This is a genomic window from uncultured Microbacterium sp., assembly GCF_900078385.1.
Classification (GTDB): Bacteria; Actinomycetota; Actinomycetes; order Actinomycetales; family Microbacteriaceae; genus Microbacterium.
This window is the reverse complement of record NZ_FLQR01000011.1, coordinates 103298-126262: the sequence shown is the minus strand read 5'-3', so window position 1 is coordinate 126262 and position 22965 is coordinate 103298. Positions and strand designations below refer to the sequence as shown.

Below are 22965 nucleotides of genomic sequence, written 5' to 3'. Positions count from 1 at the left end.
CGGCTCCGTTGGTGACATTCCAGGACCCGTCGCCGTTGCCGAACCCGACGGGGATCGACCCCCACCCCGGCGTCTGCCGCACCAGGGCGATGTCGCGTCCGCGTGGCAGCACGACGACCGAACCCGATGGATCGTAGGAGAGCTCTTCCTGCGGCGTCTCCTCGACGGGCGCGGGCGGAGGTGGCGGCGGACTCGGCACGGGACGCAGCGGAGGTGTGTAGACCTGGTGGAAGAAGCAGAACACGGTCGTGCCGCCGGAGTGCGTGATCGGCGTGGTGTGCTGCGGATCCGAGATGTCGAGTGACAGCGTGACGCCGTCATCGTCCGGGAAGTTCGGATCGTAGACCCGGATCGCCAGGTCGGAGCCATCCAACTCGTAGCCGTATGCCAGCACCTGGTGGTTCTTGCCCATCTGCAGGGGGTCGTGCGACTTGACCTCGATGAGCGCGATCGGCGAGAGGCGATTGCCCTCGATGTCGGCACGGATCTGCGGCCACGAGTCCACGATCGTGACCCAGGCGCGACCGCGAGGAGCCAGGTTGATGTTGCTCGCCACCGTCTCGTGGTCGGGCAGAGCCGGGTCCATCAGCCACCAGTACGTCAGGGGGCCCGGTCCGAACGGAGGGATCGGGGTGAGGATCGGGACGATCGGCGGCGCCGGCGGAGGCGGGGGCGGCAGCAGCAGGTTGAAGCTTTCGTAGAGCCGCATGACGATGTGATCGAAGACCGGTCCGGATGTCGGCGGCGCCGTCATCCGCGGAATCGGAACCCCCGCTTCGAAGTAGTCGCGTGCCGCGAACGCCATCCCCCCGCACAGCCCCTGCGATGCGTCGCCGATGGGGATCGCGTTGCCCAGCAGAGTGATCGTTCCATGCGGGACGGCGGGGAACGCGTTGGCGAAGTGGAACGCCGACGTGCTGGGGAGGAAGCCCGAAACAGATCGCATCGTGATGCTCGTGTTCGAGGCCCAGAGCGGAACGCCGGCAGGGTCGTAGATCACCACGTTGCCGTCGTCCTGCACGAAGAGAGACGCCCCCGGATGGCCGTCGGTGCCGGTATCCCAGACGTATGCGCCGCCAGGGCCGTAGAGGACGAAGTTGCCGTCGCCCTGCATGACGGCCTGCGTCACCGAGCGGCCGGCGGTGCCGCTCGCCCAGCGCGCCTTGCCTCCCCGGTAGAGCACAAGGTTGCCGTCGCCCTGCATCACGAAGGTCGACTTCTGGTTCGCCGACTCGATCTGCCCGAGGGCGTGCAAGTCGTCGAAGGGGTTCAGTTGCTCGACCATGGCCGTCGGCCTCTCGTTGTGGGCAATCGACTCTGATGTGACCTCAGGAGGGATCTCGCGGATCCCGGCGAACTCGCACAGTCTTCAATGACAGGAAGGAGCGAGGACGGCGAGGGCCAGATACATCGCCATGTGTGCTGTCCCACGCTGAGGGGGACGGACCGTCGGCCCTGGCCGGGCAGCATGGATGCCGGTTGCTGCCGGTCGAGGATCCGCGGCTCGACGACGAAAGGGGCCGGCTAGGCTGCTTCCGGCATGTGCTCAGAGCCGTTCATGACACTGGCGCGTTGCCGAGCATCCCAAGTGAGTACAAGAGGACGAGCGCTCCGACGACCACGAATGTGATCAGGCCGACCACGATTGCTACGCGCCTGCTCACAATTTTCCGTTCTCGACCCGATCGATCGGATCGGTCCCGAAGCGGCGATCACGGGGACGCCATCGGGACGAGTGTGGTCAGGGCGTCGTGACGACTTTGCCGGCGATCTTCGCACCGGTCACAACGAGCACATCGCCGTCTTCCGACTCGACGACGTTGCCGGTGATGACAGCGGTCCTGCCAACGGTGATGCTGCCGCCCCCGAGCTCACGGGCGGTTCCGTTCACGTGACCGCGCACGATGAGAGCGCCGAGGTCGTGCTCGAGGACGTCCCCGGTGGTTCCGGTGACCCCGGCTTTCGCGTCGGTCTCGACGACGACATACCCACCGTCATACTCAGCCACGCGGCCGCGGACCGTACCGAGAACCAAGACGTTGCCGGAACCCTGCTCCTTCGCGCTCTCGTCCACGGTTCCACGCACGTTGAGGGCCCCGTCGCCGGCTTCGGCAATCGCGCCCCCGACATCACCGTTGACCGAAAGGTTTCCATCGCCCTGCTCTGAAACGTCGCCGCGGACATCGCTGCCCTGGTAGATGGCGAGGCCTCCAGCGCCTGTCTGACGGACGTTCTTGATGACGGTCGCGCGGGCGACGGTGATCGTGCCGTCTGTGACCACGACGGTCTGGGTGACGACGGACCCGCCCCTCAGCGTCACGTCACCGGTCACGATCAGATTCCCGGACACTGTTGCGCCCGCGGCCACGACGACGTCGCCGTTCACCCTCAGGTCACCCACGTACGTCGTGCCCTCCCGGACGGTGAAGTCACCTTCGTGCACCGAGGTGGCGGCGTTCGCGGCGGCGGGAAGGCCGACGGCAAGCAGGGCGGCGCAGGTGGCGACGGCCAGGATGCGGGATGTTCTCAACGTGATGCCTTTCTGGCTTGCCGGGAGCTCCGTTGACCCGATCTACACACCGTAACCTGCGGCCCGTGATGCGAACCCGTGCGGCTCGTCGCCGCTGCGAGGGGACGGTGATCCGGGGACATGCAGAAGGGCCGGAAACCTCGAGAAGTTTCCGGCCCGTTCTGTTTCCGTGTCCGTCGGGATGACAGGATTTGAACCTGCGACCCCTTGACCCCCAGTCAAGTGCGCTACCAAGCTGCGCCACATCCCGGACGTCGTCCGCGCGCGGACAACTCCCCCATCCTACCCGCTCGCCCTCGCCCCCGCGAACCGAGACGCGAGCGCGATCTTCCGCGTGTCGGCGCCCGAGGCTAGCGTCGGGGAATGGCCGAGATCACGATCGTCCCCGCGTCGCCCGATCGGTTCGCCGACGTCGAGCAGGCGCTCACCGGCGGTGGAGACGGCGCGTCGTGCTGGTGCCAGTGGTGGATGCTGTCCGCGTCGCAGTTCAACGCGACCACCCGCGACGAACGCCACGACATGCTGCGCACGCAGGCTGAAGGGCCGCTCGCGCCGGGGCTCATCGGCTACGTCGACGGCGAGCCCGCCGGGTGGGTCAAGGTCGCGCCGCGCACCTCGCAGCCGCGCCTCGCGCGCACGCGCGCCTTCGCGGCCTCGCCCACCCCGTTCGAGGACGAGACCGCGTGGGCCGTCAGCTGCTTCGTCGTCCGGCGCGAGCACCGCGGGCAGGGGCTCAGCGCGGCACTGTTGGAGGCGGCCCTGGGTCACGCGCGCGCGAACGGCGCGCGCGTGATCGAGGCGTATCCCCTCGACACCGCCGTCCAGAAGGCGACGACGAACGATCTCTACCATGGCTCGCTCTCCACCTTCCTGGCCGCCGGCTTCCGCGAAGTGGCACGCCCGAAGCCGAATCGGCCGATCGTGTCGCTCTCGCTCGCGGAGCGCTGACCCGCCAGCCTCTACGATGGAGCGCGGTCGCTGCCCGAGGCGGCCGGCACCGGTCCGAAGGAGCACCGTGACGCACACCCGCGCCGGATCGCCCGCGCCCTCCCGCCCCCGCGACGACACGCGGTGGTGGGGTTTCGCGCTCTACGCCGCGGTCTCCCTCGTGCACGTGGTCGCGCTGACGTTCGACCTCGAAGCGCTCGTGTACCCGACCAAGCTCACTCTCATGCCGGTGCTGGCGCTCGCGGTCGTGTGGGCGCTGCGCGGGGCCCTCCGGTCCACGGCCGCAGCCCTCCTGCTCGCCGCGATCGCGTTCTCCTGGCTCGGCGACGGTGCGGCGGTCTTCTTCCCCTTCCTCGGTGACGAGCTGCCGGCCATGCTGCTCTGCTTCGGCATCGCGCACCTGCTGTACATCGGGCTGTTCCTCCGCCCGGTCGCGCGTCGCCCGTTCGCGCTGTGGTCTCTCGTCTACGCGGCCTGGTGGGCGGGCATGATGCTCCTGCTCTGGCCGAGCCTCGGTGCTCTCGCGATCGCGGTCGCCGTGTACGGGCTCGTGCTGGGCGGCACCGCCGCGGCATCCACCCGCGGAAGCACCCTCACCGCGGTCGGCGGCGCGTTCTTCCTCGCATCCGATTCGATCCTCGCCATGCGCCTGTTCCTCGACGGCGTCTCGGAACCCCTTGCCGGCCCGTGGATCATGATCACCTACACGATCGGCCAGGGCCTCCTCGCGCTCGGAATCGTGCGGCTGCTCCGTCATCGGTGATGATGGATGCCGTGTCCACAGTTCGCGTCGATTCCTTGTTGTGGGCCGTCCGCGTCTACAAGACCCGCTCGGCAGCGACGACGGCATGCCGCGCCGGCCATGTGCGGGTCAACGGCGAGAAGGCGAAGGCCGCCCAACCCGTCCGGATCGGCGACGAACTGCGGATCCGGATCGCCGGGTTCGACCGCATCCTCGTCGTCCGGCAGCTGCTGACGAAGCGGGTCGGGGCGCCCCTGGCGGCCGTCGCCGCGGAGGACAAGACGCCCGCCCGCGAACCCACCGCGATGCTCGCGGTCCGCGACCGTGGCGCCGGACGACCCACGAAGCGGGAGCGGCGCGAGATCGACCGCCTGCAGGGCCGGGAGTGACGCGGATCAGCGCGAGCGCGTGACCGTCCGCGACACTGCGAGGTCGGCCACGAGGAGCACCGCCGTCGCGGCGGCGTAGATCAGCAGATCGCGCGGGTCGAAGACGGTGCCGAGCACCAGCATGACGGGCGGAAAGGCCGCTCCCCACTCCTCGGGCAGCCCGGTGAGCTGGAAGAGCTCGACGGCGATGCACCACACCAGCACGATGCCCGCCACGGCGGGCGCCGGCAGGCGCGGTGCGAGCATCACGACGAGCCCCCACACCACGACGACGTAGAGCGCGTCGCCCGCGATATCGGTCGCGGCGGTGTCCGGCAGGGCACCGTGGACGAACAGCCCGGCCGCGACCGCGACGACGATCAGGACCGCGGCCACGACGCGACGAACCGCCGTCGCGCGCCGCGTCGTCACAGCCGGTCGCGCAGCCACGACACGGGCTGCACGGCTCCGCCCTGCGCGACGGCCCGCTCCCCCAGCGCGCAATCGCTCGTCACGACGGTCACAGCGTGACCTGCCGACGCGAGTGCGCGAACAGCGTCGACGATCGCGTCGTCACCGTGTCCCGGCGCCCGCACGAGTTCGATGCCTGCGACGTCCGCCGCGGCCCGCGCGGCGCCCTCGAGGACGACATGGAACTCGGGGAACCACGTGTCGGCGGGGAGGCCGAGACCGGCGGCATCCACCCCTCGTGCGGCGAGCGCGGCGACATCGCCGAGCAGGCGTGCGGCGGCACCCGCGCGATCGCGCCACCAGCCGTCCGGCACCGACCCGACGACGTTCGCGGCGTCGACGACGACGGCGGGACGCAGGGGCAGCAGCGAGCGCAGCAGCGGCCAGGAGTCCGCGAAACCGGGGTGCAGCGGGTAGTCGTCGACGGCCTCCACGGGCACCCAGGCGAGTTCGTGACTCTCCGGGTCGCTGATGACCGGCTCGAACGGCGTGGTCACGTCCGCGACGAGGGTCGCGTACGACCAGACGTCGAGGTCGAGCACGCTGAGCAGCCGCGGCCGCACGGCGGATGCCGGCACACCGGCCTCCTCCGCCGACTCGCGCAGCGCGCCGTCGCTCGCCGACTCCCCCTCGTGCCGAGCACCGCCCGGAAGCGCCCACGTGTCGCCGTGATGACTCCACGACACCCGGTGCTGCAGCAGGACGCCGCGAACGGCATCGACCGCGAGCAGCCCCGACGCGCCGAACCGTCCCCAGTACCGGGCGCCGTCGTCCGCCACGACCCACGCGTCGCCGGGGTTACGCGGGCCCAGGGGGCGGCGCGGCTCACCGGGGGCGGGCGGCTGGATGGTCACCGACCCAGCCTGTCACACCCGGCCGGACGCAGCCCGGCACACGTCGCAGGGTGACACATGACACGCCGATGTGGTCGGTCCACATTCGCGACACGCCACATCTGGACTTCCTGCGCGACTTCACCCCCACATATTGTGGTCAGACAACACCCACCGTTCCCGAAAGGAAACTCCCATGCCCCGTGCCGTGTCCGTCGCCGAGACGATCGACGAGTACCTCGCCCGCTCGGACTGGCGCGTCAACGCCAACGCCAACCAGGGCTACTCCCTGGGCGGCATGATCCTGAACTCGGCGGGCAAGCTCGTCGCGAACTACTGGCTCGACGAGGTGTACGAGCCGGCCGCCGGTGCGGCGCACCGGGACGGCGACGTCCACATCCACGATCTCGACGTCTTCGCGGGCTACTGCGCGGGCTGGTCGCTGCGGATGGTGCTCGAGCAGGGGTTCAACGGCGTCCCCGGGAAGATCGCCTCGGCGCCTCCGCGGCACTTCTCGAGCGCCCTCGGTCAGCTCGTCAACTTCCTCGGCACCCTGCAGAACGAGTGGGCCGGCGCGCAGGCGTTCAGCTCGTTCGACACCTACCTCGCTCCCTTCGTGCGGCGCGACGGCCTCGACTACGACGCGGTGCACCAGGCGCTGCAGGAGTTCGTCTTCAACCTCAACATCCCGTCCCGCTGGGGTACGCAGACCCCCTTCACGAACCTCACGTTCGACTGGGTCTGCCCCGACGACCTGCGCGACCAGCGTCCGCTCATCGGCGGCGAGGTGAGCGACTTCGCGTACGGTGACCTCGCCCCCGAGATGGCGCTCATCAACCGCGCCTTCATCGAGGTGCTCACGACGGGCGACGCGGACGGGCGCGCGTTCACCTTCCCGATCCCCACGTACAACATCACGCGCGACTTCGACTGGGAGGGCCCGAACGTCGAGGCGCTGTTCGCGATGACCGCGAAGTACGGGCTCCCCTACTTCCAGAACTTCGTGAACTCCGACCTCGACCCGCACATGATCCGCTCGATGTGCTGCCGCCTCCAGCTCGACCTCACCGAGCTCCTCAAGCGCGGCAACGGGCTCTTCGGCTCCGCCGAGCAGACCGGCTCCATCGGCGTCGTGACCGTCAACTGCGCACGGCTCGGCTTCGTGCACTCCGGCGACGAGGATGCCGCCCTCACGCGGCTCGACGAGCTCCTGCTCATCGCCCGCGACAGCCTGGAGGCCAAGCGCGCCGTGATCGGGCAGCACCTGGACGCCGGACTCTTCCCCTACACGAAGCGCTACCTCGGCACGCTCGACAACCACTTCTCGACGATCGGCGTCAACGGCGTCAACGAGTACGTGCGGAACCTCACACGGGATGCCGACGACATCACGACGGATGCGGGCACGGCCCTCGCCACGCGGCTGCTCGACCGCGTCCGCGCCCGCATGGTGCAGTTCCAGGAGGAGACCGGGCACATGTACAACCTCGAGGCGAGCCCCGCCGAGGGCGCCACGTACCGATTCGCGAAGGAGGACATCGCGCGGTTCGACGGCATCCGCCACGCGGGCACGGATAGGAACCCGTACTACACGAACTCGTCGCAGCTGCCGGTCGGCTATACGGCCGACCCGTTCCTCGCGATGGCGATGCAGGAGCCGCTGCAGCAGAAGTACACCGGCGGAACCGTGCTCCACCTCTACCTCGGCGAGGCACTCCCCTCCGTGAGCGCATGCCGCGAGCTCGTGCGGCGGTCGCTGGAGCGGTTCCGACTGCCCTACATCACCGTCACGCCGACGTTCTCGATCTGCCCCGAGCACGGCTACCGCTCCGGCGAGCACCCGGTGTGCCCCGAATGCGGCGCGACCTGCGAAGTGTGGACCCGCGTGATGGGTTACTTCCGGCCCATCGCGTCGTTCAACATCGGCAAGAAGGGCGAGGCTGAGGAGCGCCGCTACTTCGTCGACCCGGCGACCGCGGCGAACACGGCGGCGGAGGAGACATCGTGCACACCCATGGCGCACACGAGCTGAGGATCGCGGGCCTCACCGCGTTCTCGACGGTGGACTGGCCCGGGATGCTGACGACGACGCTGTTCCTGCAGGGGTGCCCGTGGGACTGCTTCTACTGCCACAACCCGGGCCTCATCGACCCGCGCGCCGAGACGCCGTACACGTGGAGCGACGTCACCGATCTGCTGTGCGAGCGGATCAGCCTGCTCGATGCCGTCGTCTTCAGCGGCGGCGAACCCACGATGCAGCGCGCACTCATCCCGGCGATGAAGGTCGTCCGCGCCCTCGGGTTCCGCGTCGGCCTGCACAGCGCGGGGCCGTACCCCGGACTGCTGGCCGCGGCGCTCCCCTACGTCGACTGGATCGGGCTCGACATCAAGGCTGCCCCCGAGGACTACGAAGCGGTCACCGGCCGTGCGCCGAGCGGCCCGCACGCGTGGCGGTCGCTCGACATCGTCCTCGGCGAACGCCTGCTGCGCGCCGGCTCGGCGCGCCCGCTCGAGGTGGAGGTGCGGACGACGGTGCACCCCGCCTCGATCGACGACGAGGGCGTGCGCGCGCTCGGCTGCCGGCTCGCCGATGCGGGCGTCGAGTCGTGGGCCGTCCAGCGGTTCCGTGACGTCGGCACCCGGAATCCGCTCCCCCGTACGGAAGAGGCGGTCGGCGCGCTCGCGCTCGACCGCCTCCCGACGGAACGGTTCCGCACGCTCACCGTGCGGTGACGCCGGTCAGCGCTGGCGCTTCTCGCGGACGCGCATGTTGACGACGATCGGGCTCCCCTGGAACCCGAAGATCTCGCGCAGCCGCCGCTGGATGAACCGGCGGTAGCCCGGGTCGAGGAACCCGGTCGTGAAGAGCACGAACGTCGGCGGGCGCGTGGACGCCTGCGTGCCGAACAGGATGCGGGGCTGCTTGCCGCCGCGGAGCGGGTGCGGGTGCTCTGCGATGAGCTCGGCGAGGAAGGCGTTGAACTTGCCGGTCGGGATGCGCTGATCCCACGACTCGAGCGCGGTCTCCAGCGCCGGGACGAGCTTGTCGAGGTGGCGGCCCGTGCGGGCGGAGAGGTTCACGCGCGGCGCCCAGGCCACGTGCGCGAGATCCTGCTCGATCTCCCGCTCGAGGTATCGGCGCCGGTCGATGTTCTCCATGTCGTCGTCGTTCAGGCGATCCCACTTGTTGAACGCCAGGACGAGCGCACGGCCCGACTCGAGCACGAGGTCGATGATGCGGACGTCCTGCTCGCTGACCTGCTCGGTGATGTCGAGGACGACGACGGCGACCTCGGCCTTCTCGAGCGCCGCGGAGGTGCGCAGCGACGCGTAGAAGTCGGCGCCCTGCTGCAGGTGCACACGACGGCGGATGCCGGCGGTGTCGACGAGGCGCCACAGCTTGCCGCCCAGCTCGACGATCTCGTCGACCGGGTCGCGGGTCGTGCCGGCCAGGTCGTTGACGACGACGCGCTCTTCGCCGGCGGCCTTGTTCAGCAGCGACGACTTTCCGACGTTCGGGCGGCCGAGGATCGCGACGCGGCGCGGACCGCCGAGCTCGTTCTTGGCGACGGCCGAGACGCTCGGCAGCACCTTCATCATCTCGTCGAGGAGGTCGGCGACACCGCGGCCGTGGATGGCGGAGACGGGGTGCGGCTCCCCCAGACCGAGGTTCCAGAGCGCCGCGGCTTCGGGCTCGTGGCGCTGGTCGTCGATCTTGTTGGCGACGAGGAAGACGGGCTTGCCGCTCTTGCGGAGAAGCCGGACGACCTGCTCGTCGGTGGAGGTCGCACCGACCATCGCGTCGACGACGAACAGCACGACGTCGCAGAGGTCGATGGCGATCTCGGCCTGCGCGGCGACGGAGCGGTCGATGCCGCGCGCGTCGGGCTCCCAGCCGCCGGTGTCGACGATCGTGAACTTGCGGTCCATCCACTCGGCCTTGTACGTCACGCGGTCGCGCGTGACACCCGGGGTGTCTTCGACGACGGCCTCGCGACGACCGAGGATGCGGTTCACGAGCGCGGACTTGCCCACGTTCGGCCGTCCGACGATCGCGACGACGGGAAGGGCGGGCAGCACCTGGACGACCTCGCCGCCGGCGGTGAAGCCGCCGAGGAGCTCGGCATCCTCGTCATCCAGGTCGTAGTCGGCGAGGGAGGCGCGCAGCGCCGCCGCCCGCTGGTCGGCGAGCTCCTCGTCGAGATTGGCGAGCTTCTCCTCGAGCCGGTCAGGACCGGCCTCGTACTCGTCGCCGTCGTGCTGCGATCGCTGGTCGCTCATCGCTGGTCCCCCGTCCCTGCCCGGACGACGTCGAGAACGGCGTCCACTGTCTGTGTGAAGTCGAGGTCCGTGGAGTCCACGACGGTGACGCCGGGCGCCGCCGTGAGGAAGTCCACGACCTTCGAGTCTGATGCGTCGCGCTTGTGCAGCGCCGCGGCGACCGCCGCGGCGTCGTGCGACGTGAGTTCGGCGCTGCGCCGTGCGGCGCGCACCTCGGGCGCCGCCGTCAGCAGGATGCGCACGGGCGCGTCCGGCGCGACGACGGTCGTGATGTCGCGGCCCTCGACGATGACGCCGGGGAGGCCGGAGTCGGCGACGAGACCACGGAAGATGCCGTTGACGGTCTCCCGGATCACCGGCACGCGGGCCACGCCGCTGACGGCCTCGGAGATGCGCGGGTCCCGGATGGCGTCGGTGACGTCGCGCGCGCCGACCCGCACCCAGTACGCGTCCGGATCGAGCGAGATGGCGTACTCGAAGTCGCCGGACGCCTCGAGGACCGCGACGGCGTCGGATGTGTCCGCACCGTGCTCGAGCACGTGCCAGGCGAGGGCCCGGTAGGCGGCGCCGGTGTCGAGGTAGCCGTACCCGAGGCGGCGGGCCACCTCCTTCGAGACGCTGGATTTGCCGCTCCCGGCGGGGCCGTCGATCGCGACGGTGACCGGCTCGCGGTCGGCGTCGGTCGTGGGGTCAGTCATTGGTGGTGCTCGCAATCTTCCATCCGCGCGCCTGCAGGCCGTCCACGGCCTGACGGACGGCGCCCGGGACGACGCTGATCTCGGCGAGACCGAACTGGGCACCCGGGGAGTGCTCGAGGCGGAGATCCTCGACGTTGACCTGCAGTTCACCCAGCTCGCCGAAGAGGCGGCCGAGCTGGCCGGGGGTGTCGTCGACCATGACCACGACGGTCTCGAACCGGCGGTTCTGACCGTGCTTGCCGGGGAGGCGCTCGACGCCGTCGTTCCCGCGGCGGATCGTGTCGGCGACGGCGCGCCGCGCGCCGGGCGTCTCCGGGTCGCGGAGTGCATCGGCGACGCCGCGCAGGTCGTCGGCGAGGGCGTCGAGGACGTCGACGACGGGGCGCGCGTTCGCACCGAGGATCTGGACCCAGAGCTCGGGCGCCGAGGCGGCGATGCGGGTCGTGTCGCGCACGCCCTGACCGGCGAGGCGCATCGAGCCGTCCGGGGCGTCGACGAACCGGCCGGCGAGGAGGCTCGCGACGAGCTGGGGCACGTGGGAGACGAGCGCGACGGCCGCGTCGTGCTCTTCCGGCGTCATCTCGATGGGCGTGGCACCGAGGTCGAGCGCGAGGCCTTCGACGAGGGCGAGGTCGGACGCGGGAGTCTCCTCGTCGCGGCAGACGACCCACGGTCGGCCGACGAAGATGTCGGCGCGGGCGGAGATCGCTCCCCCGCGCTCGCGCCCGGCCATCGGGTGCGAGCCGATGTAGTGGGTGAGGTCGACGCCGCGCGCGCGCAGCGTGTGCAGCGGGTCGAGCTTGACGCTCGCGACATCGGTGACGACGGCCTCGGGGTGGTAGGTGAGCTCGCGCTCGATGACGTCGGCGGTGACATCCGGCGGCACGGCGACCACGATGAGCACGGGGCGGTCGTCCTCGCGCGCGGCGCGGCCCGCGCCGTAGTCGATCGCGAGCCGCAGCTGTGCGGGCGACGCGTCGGCGAGTGCGACGTCGATCCCGAGCGCACGCAGGGCGTGGCCGATGCTCGATCCGAGCAGGCCGGCGCCGACGATGCGCACCAATCCGCTCACGCGCGCGGCGCGCGCGGGAACGCTGGTGGAATCGGTCACGGGGTTCTCCGGATCAGGAATCGGGGGACGCCGTGTTTCGAGGAGCGGTGGCCCCCGGGGCGTCCCGGCGCGCGAGAGTGAGCAGCGCGCCGCGTTCCACTGTAGTCAACTCGCGTGCCTTCCCCGCCGGGAGGGTTCCCAGGTGGAGCGGCCCGAACTGCCTCCGGACGAGCTCGATGACGGGGTGCCCGACCTCGGCCATCATGCGGCGGACGATCCGGTTGCGGCCGGAGTGCAGCGTCAGCTCGACGAGGCTCGTCGCTCCGCTGGCATCCAGCAGGCGGGCCTTGTCGGCCGCGATGTGGCCGTCCTCGAGCTCGACGCCCTTCGTCAGCCGCGCGATGACCTGCGGCGTGACCCGCCCCTCGACCTTCGCGATGTACACCTTGTTCACGCCGAACGACGGGTGGGCCAGGACGTGTGCGAGCTCGCCGTCGTTGGTGAGGACGAGCAGGCCGCTCGTCTCGGCATCCAGGCGCCCGACGTTGTACAGCCGCTCCGGCCAGTCCTGCGTGTAGCGGCGCAGGTCGGGGCGGCCCTGCTCGTCCTTCATCGTCGAGACGACGCCGGTCGGCTTGTTGAGCATGACGTACCGCTTCGTGCTGTCGAGCTGGATGGCGGTGCCGTCGACGTCGACGATGTCCACGGTCGGGTCGATCCGCCGGCCGAGCTCGGTCACGACGACACCGTTGACGCGGATGCGGCCCTCCACGATGTACTGCTCGCACACCCGCCGCGACGCGACACCCGCATTCGCCAGCACCTTCTGCAGCCGGACGCCGTCGGTGTCGCGTTCGTCGGTCATCTCAGTACCTCGCTGTCGAAGCCGTCCGACCCGTCATCGAGGAGGGGGGCGATGTGGGGCAGCTCGTCGAGCGAGTTGATGCCCAGGTTGACCAGGAGAGCGTCGGTGGTCTCGTAGTGGATGGCCCCGGTCTCCGGGTCGGTGAAGGCCTCCGTGACGAGCCCGCGGCCGAGGAGCGTGCGGACGACGGAGTCGACGTTGACGGCGCGGATCGATGCGACCTGGCCGCGGGTCACGGGCTGCTTGTAGGCGATGACGGCGAGGGTCTCCAGCGCCGCCTGGGACAGGCGGGACGGCGCCTGCGCGTTGACGAACTCGGACACGAGGGCATCATGCTCCTCGCGCACGTAGAGGCGCCAGCCGCCGCCCACCTCGCGCAGCTCGAAGCCGCGCCGCGGTCCACCGGTCTCGCCGTCGTAGTCGGCGACCAGTCCCTCGACGGCCTGGCGCACGGCGGGGACGGGCGCGGCGACGGCGGCGGCCAGCGCGACGAGGCTCTGCGGCTCGTCGACGACGAGCAGGATCGCCTCGAGGCGGCGGGCCACCTCGACGGGGGTGGCCTGGACGGGCGTCTCATCGGCCGCGGTCAGCCGGTCCTCCGGCCCACCGTCGACAGTCACGTGATCATCGGTCATAGTCGGCTCCCAGAGTGGCGAGGTTCTCTTCGGACCAGCGCTCGGCGGTCCAGCGCAGGGTGAGCTCGCCGAGCGGCTCGAGCTGCTCGAACGAGAGGGCGGCGTGACGGTAGAGCTCGAGCACGGCGATGAACCGCGCCACGACGATACCGGGCTGCGTCACCCCGGCGATGAGCTCGCGGAAGTTGAGCGTCCCGGCACCCCGGAGAGCCGAGACGACGACGGCGGCCTGCTCGCGGATCGAGACGAGCGGGGCGTGCAGGTGGTCGAGCCCCACGTGCGGGATCTCCCGCGGGGTGAAGGCGAGGAGCGCGATGGCCGCGAAGTCATCGGCGGACAGCGTCCAGACGAGCTCGGGGGCGGCCCGGCGATACTTCTCGTCCAGTCGCACCGACCGGGCGTGCCGGCGGTCCTCCCGCGCGAGGCAGCGCGCGAACCACGCAGAGACCTCTTTGAAGGCACGGTACTGCAGCAGGCGGGCGAACAGCAGGTCGCGCGCTTCGAGCAGCGCGACGGCCTCCGCGTCGACGAGCTCGCCCTGCGGAAGGAGCCCCGCGACCTTCATGTCGAGGAGGGTCGCCGCGACCACGAGGAACTCGGAGGCCTGCTCCAGCTCCTCGTCGGCGTCGAGGCCGCGCAGGTAGGAGATGAACTCGTCCGTGACCCTGCTGAGCGAGATCTCGGTGATGTCGAGCTCATGCTTGGACAGCAGCGTGAGCAGGAGGTCGAACGGTCCGTCGAAGACGCCGAGCGTCACGCGGAAACCCGCAGAGCCCTCGGTCGTCTCCTCTGCCGCGGACTCTTCGTCAGGCGACGGCGCCACGGGCGACCAGCTCCCGCGCCAATCGCAGGTAGGCCTGGGCGGCCGGGTGCTCGGGCGCGAATGTGGTGATCGGAACCCCCGACACGGAGGCATCCGGGAACTTCACGGTGCGGCCGATGACCGTCTCCAGCACGTCATCGCCGAACGCCTCCACGACGCGCTCCAGCACCTCACGGGAGTGGAGGGTGCGCGGGTCGTACATCGTCGCGAGGACGCCGTCGAGCGTGATCGACGGGTTCAGCCGGTCGCGCACCTTGTCGATCGTCTCGATGAGGAGCGCGACGCCGCGCAGCGCGAAGAACTCGCACTCGAGCGGGATGAGGACGCCGTGGCTCGCGGTCAGGGCGTTGACGGTGAGGATGCCGAGCGAGGGCTGGCAGTCGACGAGGATGACGTCGTAGTCGGACGACACCTTGCGGAGCACGCGGGCGAGGATCGTCTCGCGGGCGACCTCGTTGACGAGGTGCACCTCCGCGGCGGACAGGTCGATGTTCGCCGGGATGACGTCGAGGTTCTCGACAGCCGTGGACACGATGACCTCGCGCGGGTCGCGCTTGGTGTCCAGCAGCAGGTCGTAGATGGTGGGGACGTCGTGGGTCGGGATGCCCAGGCCCGCCGACAGCGCGCCCTGCGGGTCGAAGTCGACGGCGAGCACGCGCCGGCCGTACTTCGCGAGCGACGCGGCCAGGTTGATGGTCGTCGTCGTCTTGCCGACGCCGCCCTTCTGGTTGCACAGGGCGATGATGCGCGCCGGGCCGTGGCCATCGAGCTTGGGCGGTGTGGCGAAGCCGTGGTACGGGCGACCGGTGGGACCCATCGGGGTGTCATCGGTGGAAGCCTTCTTCTTGCTCCCCCGCGCCTTGTCCGTCGTCACCGACACTCCTGCCTCCTGTTGCGTGCCCCTGATTCTCGCACAGGGAAGCGCGCGCGCCCGGCGGCCACGCCCGTGTCAGAGGCTCCCGAGCACATCCAGTCGCAGCTGGGCCGCGACGGCGATCACGACGTAGTCCAGCAGCACGATCAGCGGCAGCCAGGACAGCACGAGCGCGCCCGCGCGGCGCGCGCCGGCGCCCCAGAGGCCTTCCCGCAGCGACCACCCGAGGACGGTCCAGAAGAGCGGGATGGTCATGAGCCAGACGACCATGCACCAGGGGCACAGCGACCCGTACTCGAAGACGCTGCGGTAGGCGAAGAAGTGGACGAGCAGGAACCCACCGAGCACGAAGACGCCGAACACCCGCCAGTACCAGGCGCGCATGCCGTGCGGGGAGGCCAGGGCGCCCACCCCCGCATAGATGGGGCCGAGGAAGAGGACGATCCCGATGATCGAGTTGCTGAAGCCGAGGAGGTTGCCGCCGGGCGACAGGAGGTTCGGGCCGCACGTCACGATGGGGCTGATGTCGCACGAGATCAGTGCGTCGGCCCCCGTGAGCTGCCCCACGTATTCGCGGTACAGCAGGAAGGACACGACCCAGGCCACGAGGCCGGCCACGATCCAGAAGATCGAGAGCGCCCGGCCGGGGCGGTAGGTCGGGGTGTCGAGCGGCGCGCGTGTGGTCACGCGCTCATCCTGGCCGCTCCCGTCACCGGATGCGCGCCGCGCCCGCCGTGAGAAACCGCGCCGTCCCTGCGCGGGTCAGCGCGCCCGCGGGTGCGAGGTGACGTACACGTCGCGGAGGGCGTCGACCGTCACGTGGGTGTAGATCTGCGTCGTCGCGACCGAGGCGTGGCCGAGGAGCTCCTGCACGACCCGCACGTCAGCGCCGCCCTGGAGGAGATGCGTCGCGAACGAGTGGCGGAGGGTGTGCGGCGAGACGTGCGCGGTGAGGCCCGCACGGTCTGCGGCCTGCTGGATGACGAGCCACGCGCTCTGCCGCGACAGAGGTGCACCGCGCGCGCCGAGGAAGAGCCGGGGCGTCGCCCGCCCGCGACGGGAGAGCTCCGGCCGGGCGCGGGCGAGGTAGGCGTCGACGGCACCTCGCGCATACGAGCCGATCGGCACGATGCGCTCCTTCGACCCCTTGCCTCGGACGCGCAGCACGTCGCCGTGCGCGAGATCGTCGACGTCGAGCTGCACGATCTCGGTGACGCGGGCGCCGGTGGCGTAGAGGAGCTCGAGGAGGGCCCGGTCGCGGAGCCCGATCAGGTCGCCGTCGCTCGGCGTTCCGGGCGCCGGGCCGGACGCGTCCAGCAGCGCCTCGACCTGATCGATCGTGAGCGCTTTCGGGAGCCGCTGCGGGGCCCTGGGTGGCCGGAGGCGGCCGGTCGGGTCTTCCGTGGCGATCCCCTCCCGGACGAGGAAGCGGTGCAGCCCGCGGACGGAGGACTGCAGCCGCGCGAGCGACGTCGCCGCCGGCGGCGGCTGTGCGGATGCGCGCTCCGCGGCGAACTCCGCGACGGTCGCCGCGGTCACCGCCTCGGTCGTCGCGATCTCGCGGTGCGTCAGCCACTGCGTGTAGACCGCGAGGTCGCGCCGGTACGCGCCGACGGTGTGCTCGGACAGCCCGCGCTCGATCGAGATGTGCCTCAGGTAGGCGTCGACGGCGCGTTCGAGCTTCACGTCGTGGCTGCCCCGATCGCGCGCGACCGGCGCGGCCACGGCACGTCGCCGGGCGCGAGCGTCGCCCACCCGCGGGCGCGCGACGTGTGCGCGGCGAGCGCACCGACCACGAGGGACGGGTTCTGCACGCGGCGATCGAGCACGGCATCCACGACCTCGTCGAGCGGCACCCAGCGCACCTCGATGTCGGCCTCCTCGGCGGAGCGCGCGAACACCTCCGGTGCGGCCGCGAGATCGCGGGCGAGGTAGATGCGGATCGCCTCGTCGCTGCCGCCGGGGGTCGTGTAGAACTCCCCCAGCACGTCCCAGCGGGCCGCGGTGAGGTCCGCCTCCTCCGCGAGCTCGCGCTGCGCGGCCAGCAGTGGGTGCTCCTCGGCGACGTCGAGCAGACCGGCGGGGATCTCCCAGTCGCGCATCCGCACGGGATGCCGGTACTGCTTGATCAGGAGCACCCGGTCCTCGTCGTCGAGCGCGAGGATCGCGACGGCGCCGGTGTGGTCCATGTACTCGCGGACGATGCTCTCGCCGGCGTAGGAGACCTCGTCGCGGCGGATGTTCCACACGCGACCCTCGAAGACCGTCTCGCTCCGGATGACCTCGACCTCGGCAGGGTCGTCCTGCAGCAGCTCAGTCATTCTCGACGTCATCGAACAGCTCGCTGGCGCGGTGACGCTCGAGCGCCGCCGCGATGAGGCCACGGAACAGCGGGTTCGCCTCGGTGGGACGCGAGCGCAGCTCGGGGTGGGCCTGCGTGGCGATGTAGTAGGGGTGCACGTCGCGGGGCAGCTCGACGTACTCGACGAGGTTGCGGTTCGGCTCGAGGCCGGAGAACACGAAGCCGGCGTCGGCGATCTGCTGCCGGTACGCGTTGTTGACCTCGTAGCGGTGGCGGTGCCGCTCGGACGCCCGGGTCGAGCCGTACAGCTCCGCCGCGAGCGACCCTTCCGCGAGCTCCGCCTCGGACAGGCCCAGGCGCATGGTGCCGCCGAGGTCGCCGCTCTCGATGATGTCGACCTGCTCGGCCATCGTCGCGATGACCGGGAAGGAGGTGTCGGGGTCGAACTCGCTGGAGGAGGCGCCCTCGAGGCCGGCGACGTTGCGCGCGTACTCGATGACCATGCACTGCAGGCCGAGGCAGATGCCGAGGGTCGGGATGCCCTGCTCGCGCGCGAACTTGAGCGCGCCGAGCTTGCCCTCGATGCCGCGGATGCCGAAGCCGCCGGGGATGACGATGCCGTCCAGCGGCGCGAGCGCCTTCTCCGCGCCCTCGGGGGTCTCGCACGTGTCGGACGGGATCCAGGTGATCTTCACCTTGGTCTCCTGCGCGAAACCGCCGGCCTTGAGCGCCTCGGTGACCGAGAGGTACGCGTCGGGCAGGTCGATGTACTTGCCGACGAGCCCGATCGTGACCTCGTGCTTCGGGTTGTGCACCGCCTGGAGCACCTTCTGCCAGCGCGTCCAGTCGACGTCGTCCGCCTTGCCGAGCCCGAGGGCACGGACGATGTAGTCGTCGAGGCCCTGCTCGTTGAGCATGGTCGGGATGTCGTAGATCGACGGCACGTCGACGGCGTTGACGACGGCATCCTCGTCGACGTCGCACATGAGCGCGATCTTGCGCTTGTTCGACTCGGTGACGGGCCGGTCGCTGCGGAGGACGAGCGCGTCCGGCTGGATGCCGATGGAGCGGAGGGCCGCGACGGAGTGCTGGGTGGGCTTGGTCTTCTGCTCGCCGGAGGCGCCCATGTACGGCACGAGCGACACGTGCACGAAGAAGACGTTCCCGCGACCCAGCTCGTGGCGGATCTGCCGGGCCGACTCGATGAACGGCTGCGACTCGATGTCGCCGACGGTGCCGCCGATCTCGGTGATGATGACGTCGGGCTTCGGGGACTCGTCGGCCTGCAGGCGCATGCGCCGCTTGATCTCGTCGGTGATGTGCGGGATGACCTGGACCGTGTCGCCGAGGTACTCGCCGCGCCGCTCGCGAGCGATGACCTGCGAGTAGATCTGCCCCGTCGTGACGTTGGCGGCCTGGCTCAGCTCGATGTCGAGGAAGCGCTCGTAGTGCCCGATGTCGAGGTCGGTCTCGGCGCCGTCATCCGTGACGAAGACCTCGCCGTGCTGGAACGGGTTCATCGTTCCCGGGTCGACGTTGAGGTACGGGTCGAGCTTCTGCATCACGACGCGAAGGCCCCGCGCGGTGAGGAGATTGCCGAGACTGGCGGCGGTCAGCCCCTTGCCCAACGAGGAAACGACACCGCCCGTCACGAAAATGTGCCTGGTGGTGTCGTTCGAAATGATGCCCGAGTCTGAAGTGTCCGTCACGGGCTTTCATCCTATCAGTCGTGGGGAGCCGAGGCTGAGCAGCTCCCGAGCGTGTTCCAGTGCGGCGTCCGAATCGGGCAGGCCGGAGAGCAGGCGGGCCATCTCCGCTTCGCGCTCCGCGCCCGTCAGCGCGCGCACGCTGGAGGCCGTCACGGAGCCGTCGCTGGCCTTCACGACGCTCAAATGGTTGTTGGCGAACGCGGCGACCTGCGCGAGGTGGGTCACGGCGATCACCTGGCTCGTGAGCGCGAGCTTCGCGAGGCGCCGGCCGACCTCGATGGCCGCGGCGCCGCCGATGCCGGCATCCACCTCGTCGAAGACGAACGTCGGGACGGGGTCGGTCGCGGCGATGACGACTTCGATCGCGAGCATGACGCGGCTGAGCTCGCCACCGGACGCGCCGCGCGCGACGGGCCGCGGCTCGGCGCCGGGGTGCGGGGCGAGGAGGATCGTGACGTCGTCGCGGCCCTGTGCGGTCTCGGCGCCGGGCGCCACCGTGACGACGATCCGGGCGTCGGGCAGGGCGAGCTCGCGGAGCTCTGCGGTGACCGCCGCCCCGAGGCGCTCGGCCGCGCGCGTGCGCGCGGCGGTCAGGGTGGCGGCATGCGCATCGACGAGAGCGGCGGCCTCCTGCGTCTGAGCGGCGAGCCGCTCGACGCGGTCGCCGTCGTCGTCGAGCTCGGCCAGACGGGCCGCGCCGCTGCCCCGCAGGGCGAGGACCTCGTCGAGCGTCCCGTGCGCCCGGAGGAGGGCGCCGAGCGCGGCGCGGCGCTCTTCGACGGCCGCGAGCTCGTGCGGGCCGGACTCGTCGAGGTCGGCCAGGTAGCTGCTGAGCTCTCCCGCGACGTCGGCGACCCGGTAGCCGAGTTCCCCGAGCGTGTCGGAGACCGTGGCGAGGGCGGGGTCGCTGTGCGAGACCCGGTCGAGGATCCGCCGGGCCTCGCCCAGGAGGGCCTGGGCGTCGGGCTGATCGTCGTCGCTGGAGAGCGCGGCGTGCGCCGTCGCGGCCGCCAGGCGGAGGTCTTCCGCGTTGGCCAGGCGCTCCGCGCGCTGCGACAGCTCGACGTCCTCCCCCGCATGGGGGTCGACCTGTTCGATCTGCTCGAGCGCGGCACGCAGCTCGTCGGCTTCGCGCGCGCGGCCGTCGCGCTCGGCGGTCAGGGTCGCGAGCTCGTCGGTGACGGCGCGCCAGCCGGTCCACGCGGCGCGGTACGCGGCGAGGGGGGTCGCCACCTCCTCGCCCCCGAACCGGTCGAGCGCGTCGCGCTGCGCGGCGGCGCTGCGCAGACGCAGCTGGTCGGATTGGCCGTGCACGACGACGAGCTGGTCGGCGAGGTCGGCGAGGACGCCGGCGGGCGCGGTGCGGCCGCCGACCGTCGCGCGGCTCCGGCCTTCGCTGGACAGCGTCCGACCGAGGTAGAGCTCGGCGCGGCCGTCGCCGATCGGCTCGACCTCGCCGCCGGCGTCGTGGACGCGCTCGACGACCGGTCCGTCCTCCGGAACGATCCAGACGCCCTCGACCCAGGCCTGCTCGGCGCCCGAGCGGACCGCGCCGGAGTCGGCGCGCTGGCCGAGCAGCAGCCCGAGACCCGTGACGACCATGGTCTTGCCGGCGCCGGTCTCACCCGTGATGGCGGTGAACCCGGTGCCCATCGGCAGGGTCGCCTGCGCGATCACGCCGAGATCGCGCAGACGCATCTGCTCGATCACTCGGCCTCCCGGGCGTGGGAGCGCACCGGCCCGCGCCACCCCGTCACGGGGAGCTGGAACTTCCGCACCAGCCGGTCGGTGAAGGGGGCGGGATGCAGCCGCGCGAGGCGCACCGGGATGTCGGAGCGTCGCACGACGACGCGGGCGCCGGGCGGCAGGTCGTGCGAGCGTCGCCCGTCGGCCCAGAGGATGCCGATGCCGTCGGTGCGCGCGAGCACCTCGATCGCGATGGCGGCTTCCGGCCCCACGACGAGCGGACGCGCGAAGAGCGCGTGCGCGGAGAGCGGCACGACGGCGAGAGCCTCCACGGTCGGCCAGATCACCGGACCGCCGGCGGAGAAGTTGTACGCGGTGGATCCGGTCGGGGTCGACACGACGACGCCGTCGCAGCCGAAGGTCGAGAGCGGGCGGCCGTCGATCTCGATGACGACCTCCATCATCCGCTCGCGGGAGGCCTTCTCGACGGTCGCCTCGTTGAGCGCCCACGTCTCGTAGATGACCGTGCCGTCGGCATCCTTCACCCGCGCGGACAGCGTCATCCGCTCTTCGACCTCGTAGTCGCGCGCGATCACCCGACGCATGGCGTCGTCGATGACATCCGCCTCGATCTCCGCGAGGAAACCGACGTGACCCATGTTGATGCCGAGGATCGGCGCGGTGCCGTCGCGGACGAGTTCGGCGGCCCGGAGGATCGTGCCGTCGCCGCCCAGGACGATCGCGATCTCGACGTCGGCGACGGGGACGTCGGAGCCGAGCAGCGCGAGGGGGCCGAGGTCGGAGAGCTCCGCCACCAGGGCGTCGTCGTCCGCCGCGAGGACGGGGCGGGCGCCGGCCGCGGTGAGGGCGGCGATGACGCGCCGAGCGGCGGCGACGGTGTCTTCCCGGTGGGCGTGCGCGACGACGAGGATGTCACGAGGCGCGTTCGTCATCAGGCTCCCGCCGGTCGGTTCACGGTGCTCCACCATTCTGTCTGCCGCGGCCGCTGAGGCGAAACGACGCGCGAGCCCGGCACGGCATCCACGGACCTACACCCGCCCCGGGACGGCGAGGCGCGCCCCGGCGGCGACGAGCCGCTCCATGGGCCCGCGCCCGAGCAGCAGCGCCCACGCCGTGCAGGCCGCGATGGTGAGGAGCGCGAACGGCCAGAACGGCTCGAGGTCGCGGAATCGGCCGAGGTCCGAGACGTCGCCGATCGTGGCGGCCGCGACGATCGCCCAGGCGTAGACCTGGCCGACGTAGGCCGTCAGCGGCATCGTGCCGACGGCGCGGAGCGGCAGCAGCGCCCAGGTCAGGGGCGTCCGGCAGACGAGCAGGCAGACGCCCAGCACGGCGAGCGCGAACCCGCCCGAGCCGACGACTTCGAGGATGCCGCCGGAGTGCGCGGCGGCGGTCCACACGAGGCCGAGGTACCCCTCGTCCTCCGCGGCGCGGGTCGCGGCATCCACCGTGTACGCGATCGCCGCCGCGGCGGCACCGCCCGCCGCGAGCGCGACCTGCGTGCGGACCGCGCGGAGGTCGGAGCGTCCCGCCGCGAGCCCGGCGACGAGGAAGGCCGTCCAGAGCGGGAACGGGTAGCCCCAGCCGAGCGCGAGATCCAGGGCCTCGCCCGCGGGTCCGTCCCAGAGCGGCAGCGCGTCGAGGGCCGGCTGCACCCACGGCATGACGAGCGCGAGAGCGGCGGCGATGCCCCAGAGCGCGCGCGCCCCGAGGCGCAGGAGCGGGAGCGCGAGGAGGAACAGCAGGGCGTAGGCGGGCAGGATGATGAGGAGCGGCACGCCCGTGATGATCAGCGCGATGCCGATCAGCCACAGGAGGCCGGCGCGGACCGCGAGGCGACGGCGTACGAGACCGAGCGCGGCTCCGGCGACCGGCCGCCGACCTCCGGAGACCAGCGCGATCGACACGCCGGCGAGCACGGCGAAGAGGATGGACGAGCGCCCGTTCGCGACGTCCGCCCAGGTGGCCGGGTCGCTCCAGGAGAAGTCGTCGACCGTGAGCATGTGTGCCGCGAACATGCCGAGCACGGCGAGCGCGCGTGCGAGGTCGACGCCGTGCAGGCGGCCGGACCTGTTCCATGCGCGCGGGTCCTCCCGCCGCGCCGCGGCGCTCACAGGGCCACGCCGGT

Annotated in this window: 22 protein-coding genes, 1 tRNA gene and 1 pseudogene; 5 read left to right on the top strand and 19 right to left on the bottom strand. The window is 71.2% G+C overall.

What is annotated here, in order from left to right:
• From QZL85_RS14155 to QZL85_RS14145, 3 genes and pseudogenes are all read right to left on the bottom strand, one after another.
• Positions 1-1285 (bottom strand): annotated as a pseudogene (locus QZL85_RS14155) (hypothetical protein); the annotation flags it as partial.
• A 456-nt stretch (positions 1286-1741) separates the two neighbouring features.
• A complete protein-coding gene (locus tag QZL85_RS14150) occupies positions 1742-2530 on the bottom strand; it encodes a hypothetical protein (RefSeq protein WP_295577905.1) in 789 nt (262 codons plus the stop codon).
• A 176-nt stretch (positions 2531-2706) separates the two neighbouring features.
• Positions 2707-2780 (bottom strand) — tRNA-Pro (locus QZL85_RS14145).
• A 113-nt stretch (positions 2781-2893) separates the two neighbouring features.
• On the opposite strand from QZL85_RS14145, the gene QZL85_RS14140 reads away from it, so the two are divergent.
• The 3 genes from QZL85_RS14140 to QZL85_RS14130 all read left to right on the top strand — a co-directional run bounded on the left by QZL85_RS14140 (position 2894) and on the right by QZL85_RS14130 (position 4609).
• A complete protein-coding gene (locus QZL85_RS14140; RefSeq protein WP_295577903.1) occupies positions 2894-3478 on the top strand; it encodes a GNAT family N-acetyltransferase in 585 nt (194 codons plus the stop codon).
• Positions 3479-3545: 67 nt separating this feature from the next.
• On the top strand, positions 3546-4241 hold the full coding sequence (locus tag QZL85_RS14135; protein WP_295577902.1) for a lysoplasmalogenase: 696 nt from the start codon (positions 3546-3548) through the stop codon (positions 4239-4241).
• A complete protein-coding gene (locus QZL85_RS14130) occupies positions 4241-4609 on the top strand; it encodes an RNA-binding S4 domain-containing protein (protein ID WP_295577900.1) in 369 nt (122 codons plus the stop codon). The genes QZL85_RS14135 and QZL85_RS14130 overlap by 1 nt, the downstream gene beginning before the upstream one ends.
• A 6-nt stretch (positions 4610-4615) precedes the next feature.
• Here the strand turns inward: QZL85_RS14130 and QZL85_RS14125 are convergent, their stop codons facing one another.
• Both QZL85_RS14125 and QZL85_RS14120 read right to left on the bottom strand, forming a co-directional pair.
• Positions 4616-4984: a DUF2809 domain-containing protein gene (locus QZL85_RS14125; RefSeq protein ID WP_295577898.1), complete on the bottom strand. Its 369-nt coding sequence runs from the start codon at positions 4982-4984 to the stop codon at positions 4616-4618.
• Between the two features lie 32 nt (positions 4985-5016).
• On the bottom strand, positions 5017-5913 hold the full coding sequence (locus tag QZL85_RS14120) for an NUDIX domain-containing protein (RefSeq protein ID WP_295577896.1): 897 nt from the start codon (positions 5911-5913) through the stop codon (positions 5017-5019).
• 133 nt (positions 5914-6046) lie between these two features.
• Here QZL85_RS14120 and QZL85_RS14115 point away from each other — a divergent pair, with 133 nt between their 5' ends.
• The gene (locus tag QZL85_RS14115) at positions 6047-7924 is read left to right on the top strand and encodes a ribonucleoside triphosphate reductase (RefSeq protein WP_295577893.1); all 1878 of its coding nucleotides are present in this window, start codon (positions 6047-6049) and stop codon (positions 7922-7924) included.
• Positions 7897-8625 carry an anaerobic ribonucleoside-triphosphate reductase activating protein gene (locus QZL85_RS14110; protein ID WP_295577891.1) on the top strand — a complete coding sequence of 243 codons (729 nt, stop codon included), beginning with the start codon at positions 7897-7899 and terminating at the stop codon, positions 8623-8625. Before QZL85_RS14115 ends, QZL85_RS14110 begins: the two co-directional genes overlap by 28 nt.
• A gap of 6 nt (positions 8626-8631) precedes the next feature.
• On the opposite strand, the gene der is transcribed toward QZL85_RS14110, so the two are convergent.
• The 14 genes from der to QZL85_RS14040 all read right to left on the bottom strand — a co-directional run bounded on the left by der (position 8632) and on the right by QZL85_RS14040 (position 22951).
• Positions 8632-10173, bottom strand: a complete 1542-nt coding sequence (gene der / locus QZL85_RS14105) for a ribosome biogenesis GTPase Der (RefSeq protein ID WP_295577889.1) — start codon at positions 10171-10173, stop codon at positions 8632-8634.
• Entirely contained in the window at positions 10170-10871 is a 702-nt protein-coding gene (gene cmk, locus QZL85_RS14100; protein ID WP_295577887.1) for a (d)CMP kinase, read from the bottom strand. The genes der and cmk overlap by 4 nt, the downstream gene beginning before the upstream one ends.
• Positions 10864-11982, bottom strand: a complete 1119-nt coding sequence (locus tag QZL85_RS14095; RefSeq protein WP_295577885.1) for a prephenate dehydrogenase — start codon at positions 11980-11982, stop codon at positions 10864-10866. The genes cmk and QZL85_RS14095 overlap by 8 nt, the downstream gene beginning before the upstream one ends.
• A gap of 13 nt (positions 11983-11995) precedes the next feature.
• Positions 11996-12787: a pseudouridine synthase gene (locus tag QZL85_RS14090; protein WP_295577884.1), complete on the bottom strand. Its 792-nt coding sequence runs from the start codon at positions 12785-12787 to the stop codon at positions 11996-11998.
• Positions 12784-13422 carry an SMC-Scp complex subunit ScpB gene (scpB, locus tag QZL85_RS14085; RefSeq protein WP_295577880.1) on the bottom strand — a complete coding sequence of 213 codons (639 nt, stop codon included), beginning with the start codon at positions 13420-13422 and terminating at the stop codon, positions 12784-12786. Before scpB ends, QZL85_RS14090 begins: the two co-directional genes overlap by 4 nt.
• Positions 13412-14245: a ScpA family protein gene (locus tag QZL85_RS14080; protein ID WP_295577879.1), complete on the bottom strand. Its 834-nt coding sequence runs from the start codon at positions 14243-14245 to the stop codon at positions 13412-13414. Before QZL85_RS14080 ends, scpB begins: the two co-directional genes overlap by 11 nt.
• A complete protein-coding gene (locus QZL85_RS14075) occupies positions 14229-15062 on the bottom strand; it encodes a ParA family protein (RefSeq protein WP_295577917.1) in 834 nt (277 codons plus the stop codon). Before QZL85_RS14075 ends, QZL85_RS14080 begins: the two co-directional genes overlap by 17 nt.
• 132 nt (positions 15063-15194) lie before the next feature.
• Positions 15195-15806: a vitamin K epoxide reductase family protein gene (locus QZL85_RS14070; protein WP_295577877.1), complete on the bottom strand. Its 612-nt coding sequence runs from the start codon at positions 15804-15806 to the stop codon at positions 15195-15197.
• 75 nt (positions 15807-15881) lie between these two features.
• Entirely contained in the window at positions 15882-16805 is a 924-nt protein-coding gene (xerD, locus tag QZL85_RS14065) for a site-specific tyrosine recombinase XerD (RefSeq protein ID WP_295577875.1), read from the bottom strand.
• On the bottom strand, positions 16802-17440 hold the full coding sequence (locus QZL85_RS14060; protein ID WP_295577873.1) for an NUDIX hydrolase: 639 nt from the start codon (positions 17438-17440) through the stop codon (positions 16802-16804). The genes xerD and QZL85_RS14060 overlap by 4 nt, the downstream gene beginning before the upstream one ends.
• A complete protein-coding gene (locus QZL85_RS14055) occupies positions 17433-19130 on the bottom strand; it encodes a CTP synthase (protein WP_295577871.1) in 1698 nt (565 codons plus the stop codon). Before QZL85_RS14055 ends, QZL85_RS14060 begins: the two co-directional genes overlap by 8 nt.
• Positions 19131-19136: 6 nt before the next feature.
• Positions 19137-20840 (bottom strand): DNA repair protein RecN, encoded by a 1704-nt coding sequence (gene recN / locus QZL85_RS14050; protein ID WP_295577868.1) that lies wholly within the window; start codon positions 20838-20840, stop codon positions 19137-19139.
• The gene (locus QZL85_RS14045) at positions 20837-21769 is read right to left on the bottom strand and encodes an NAD kinase (RefSeq protein WP_295577866.1); all 933 of its coding nucleotides are present in this window, start codon (positions 21767-21769) and stop codon (positions 20837-20839) included. Before QZL85_RS14045 ends, recN begins: the two co-directional genes overlap by 4 nt.
• 96 nt (positions 21770-21865) lie before the next feature.
• Positions 21866-22951, bottom strand: coding sequence for a DUF418 domain-containing protein (locus QZL85_RS14040; RefSeq protein WP_295577863.1), 1086 nt, complete (start codon positions 22949-22951; stop codon positions 21866-21868).
• Between the last annotated feature and the right edge of the window lie 14 nt (positions 22952-22965).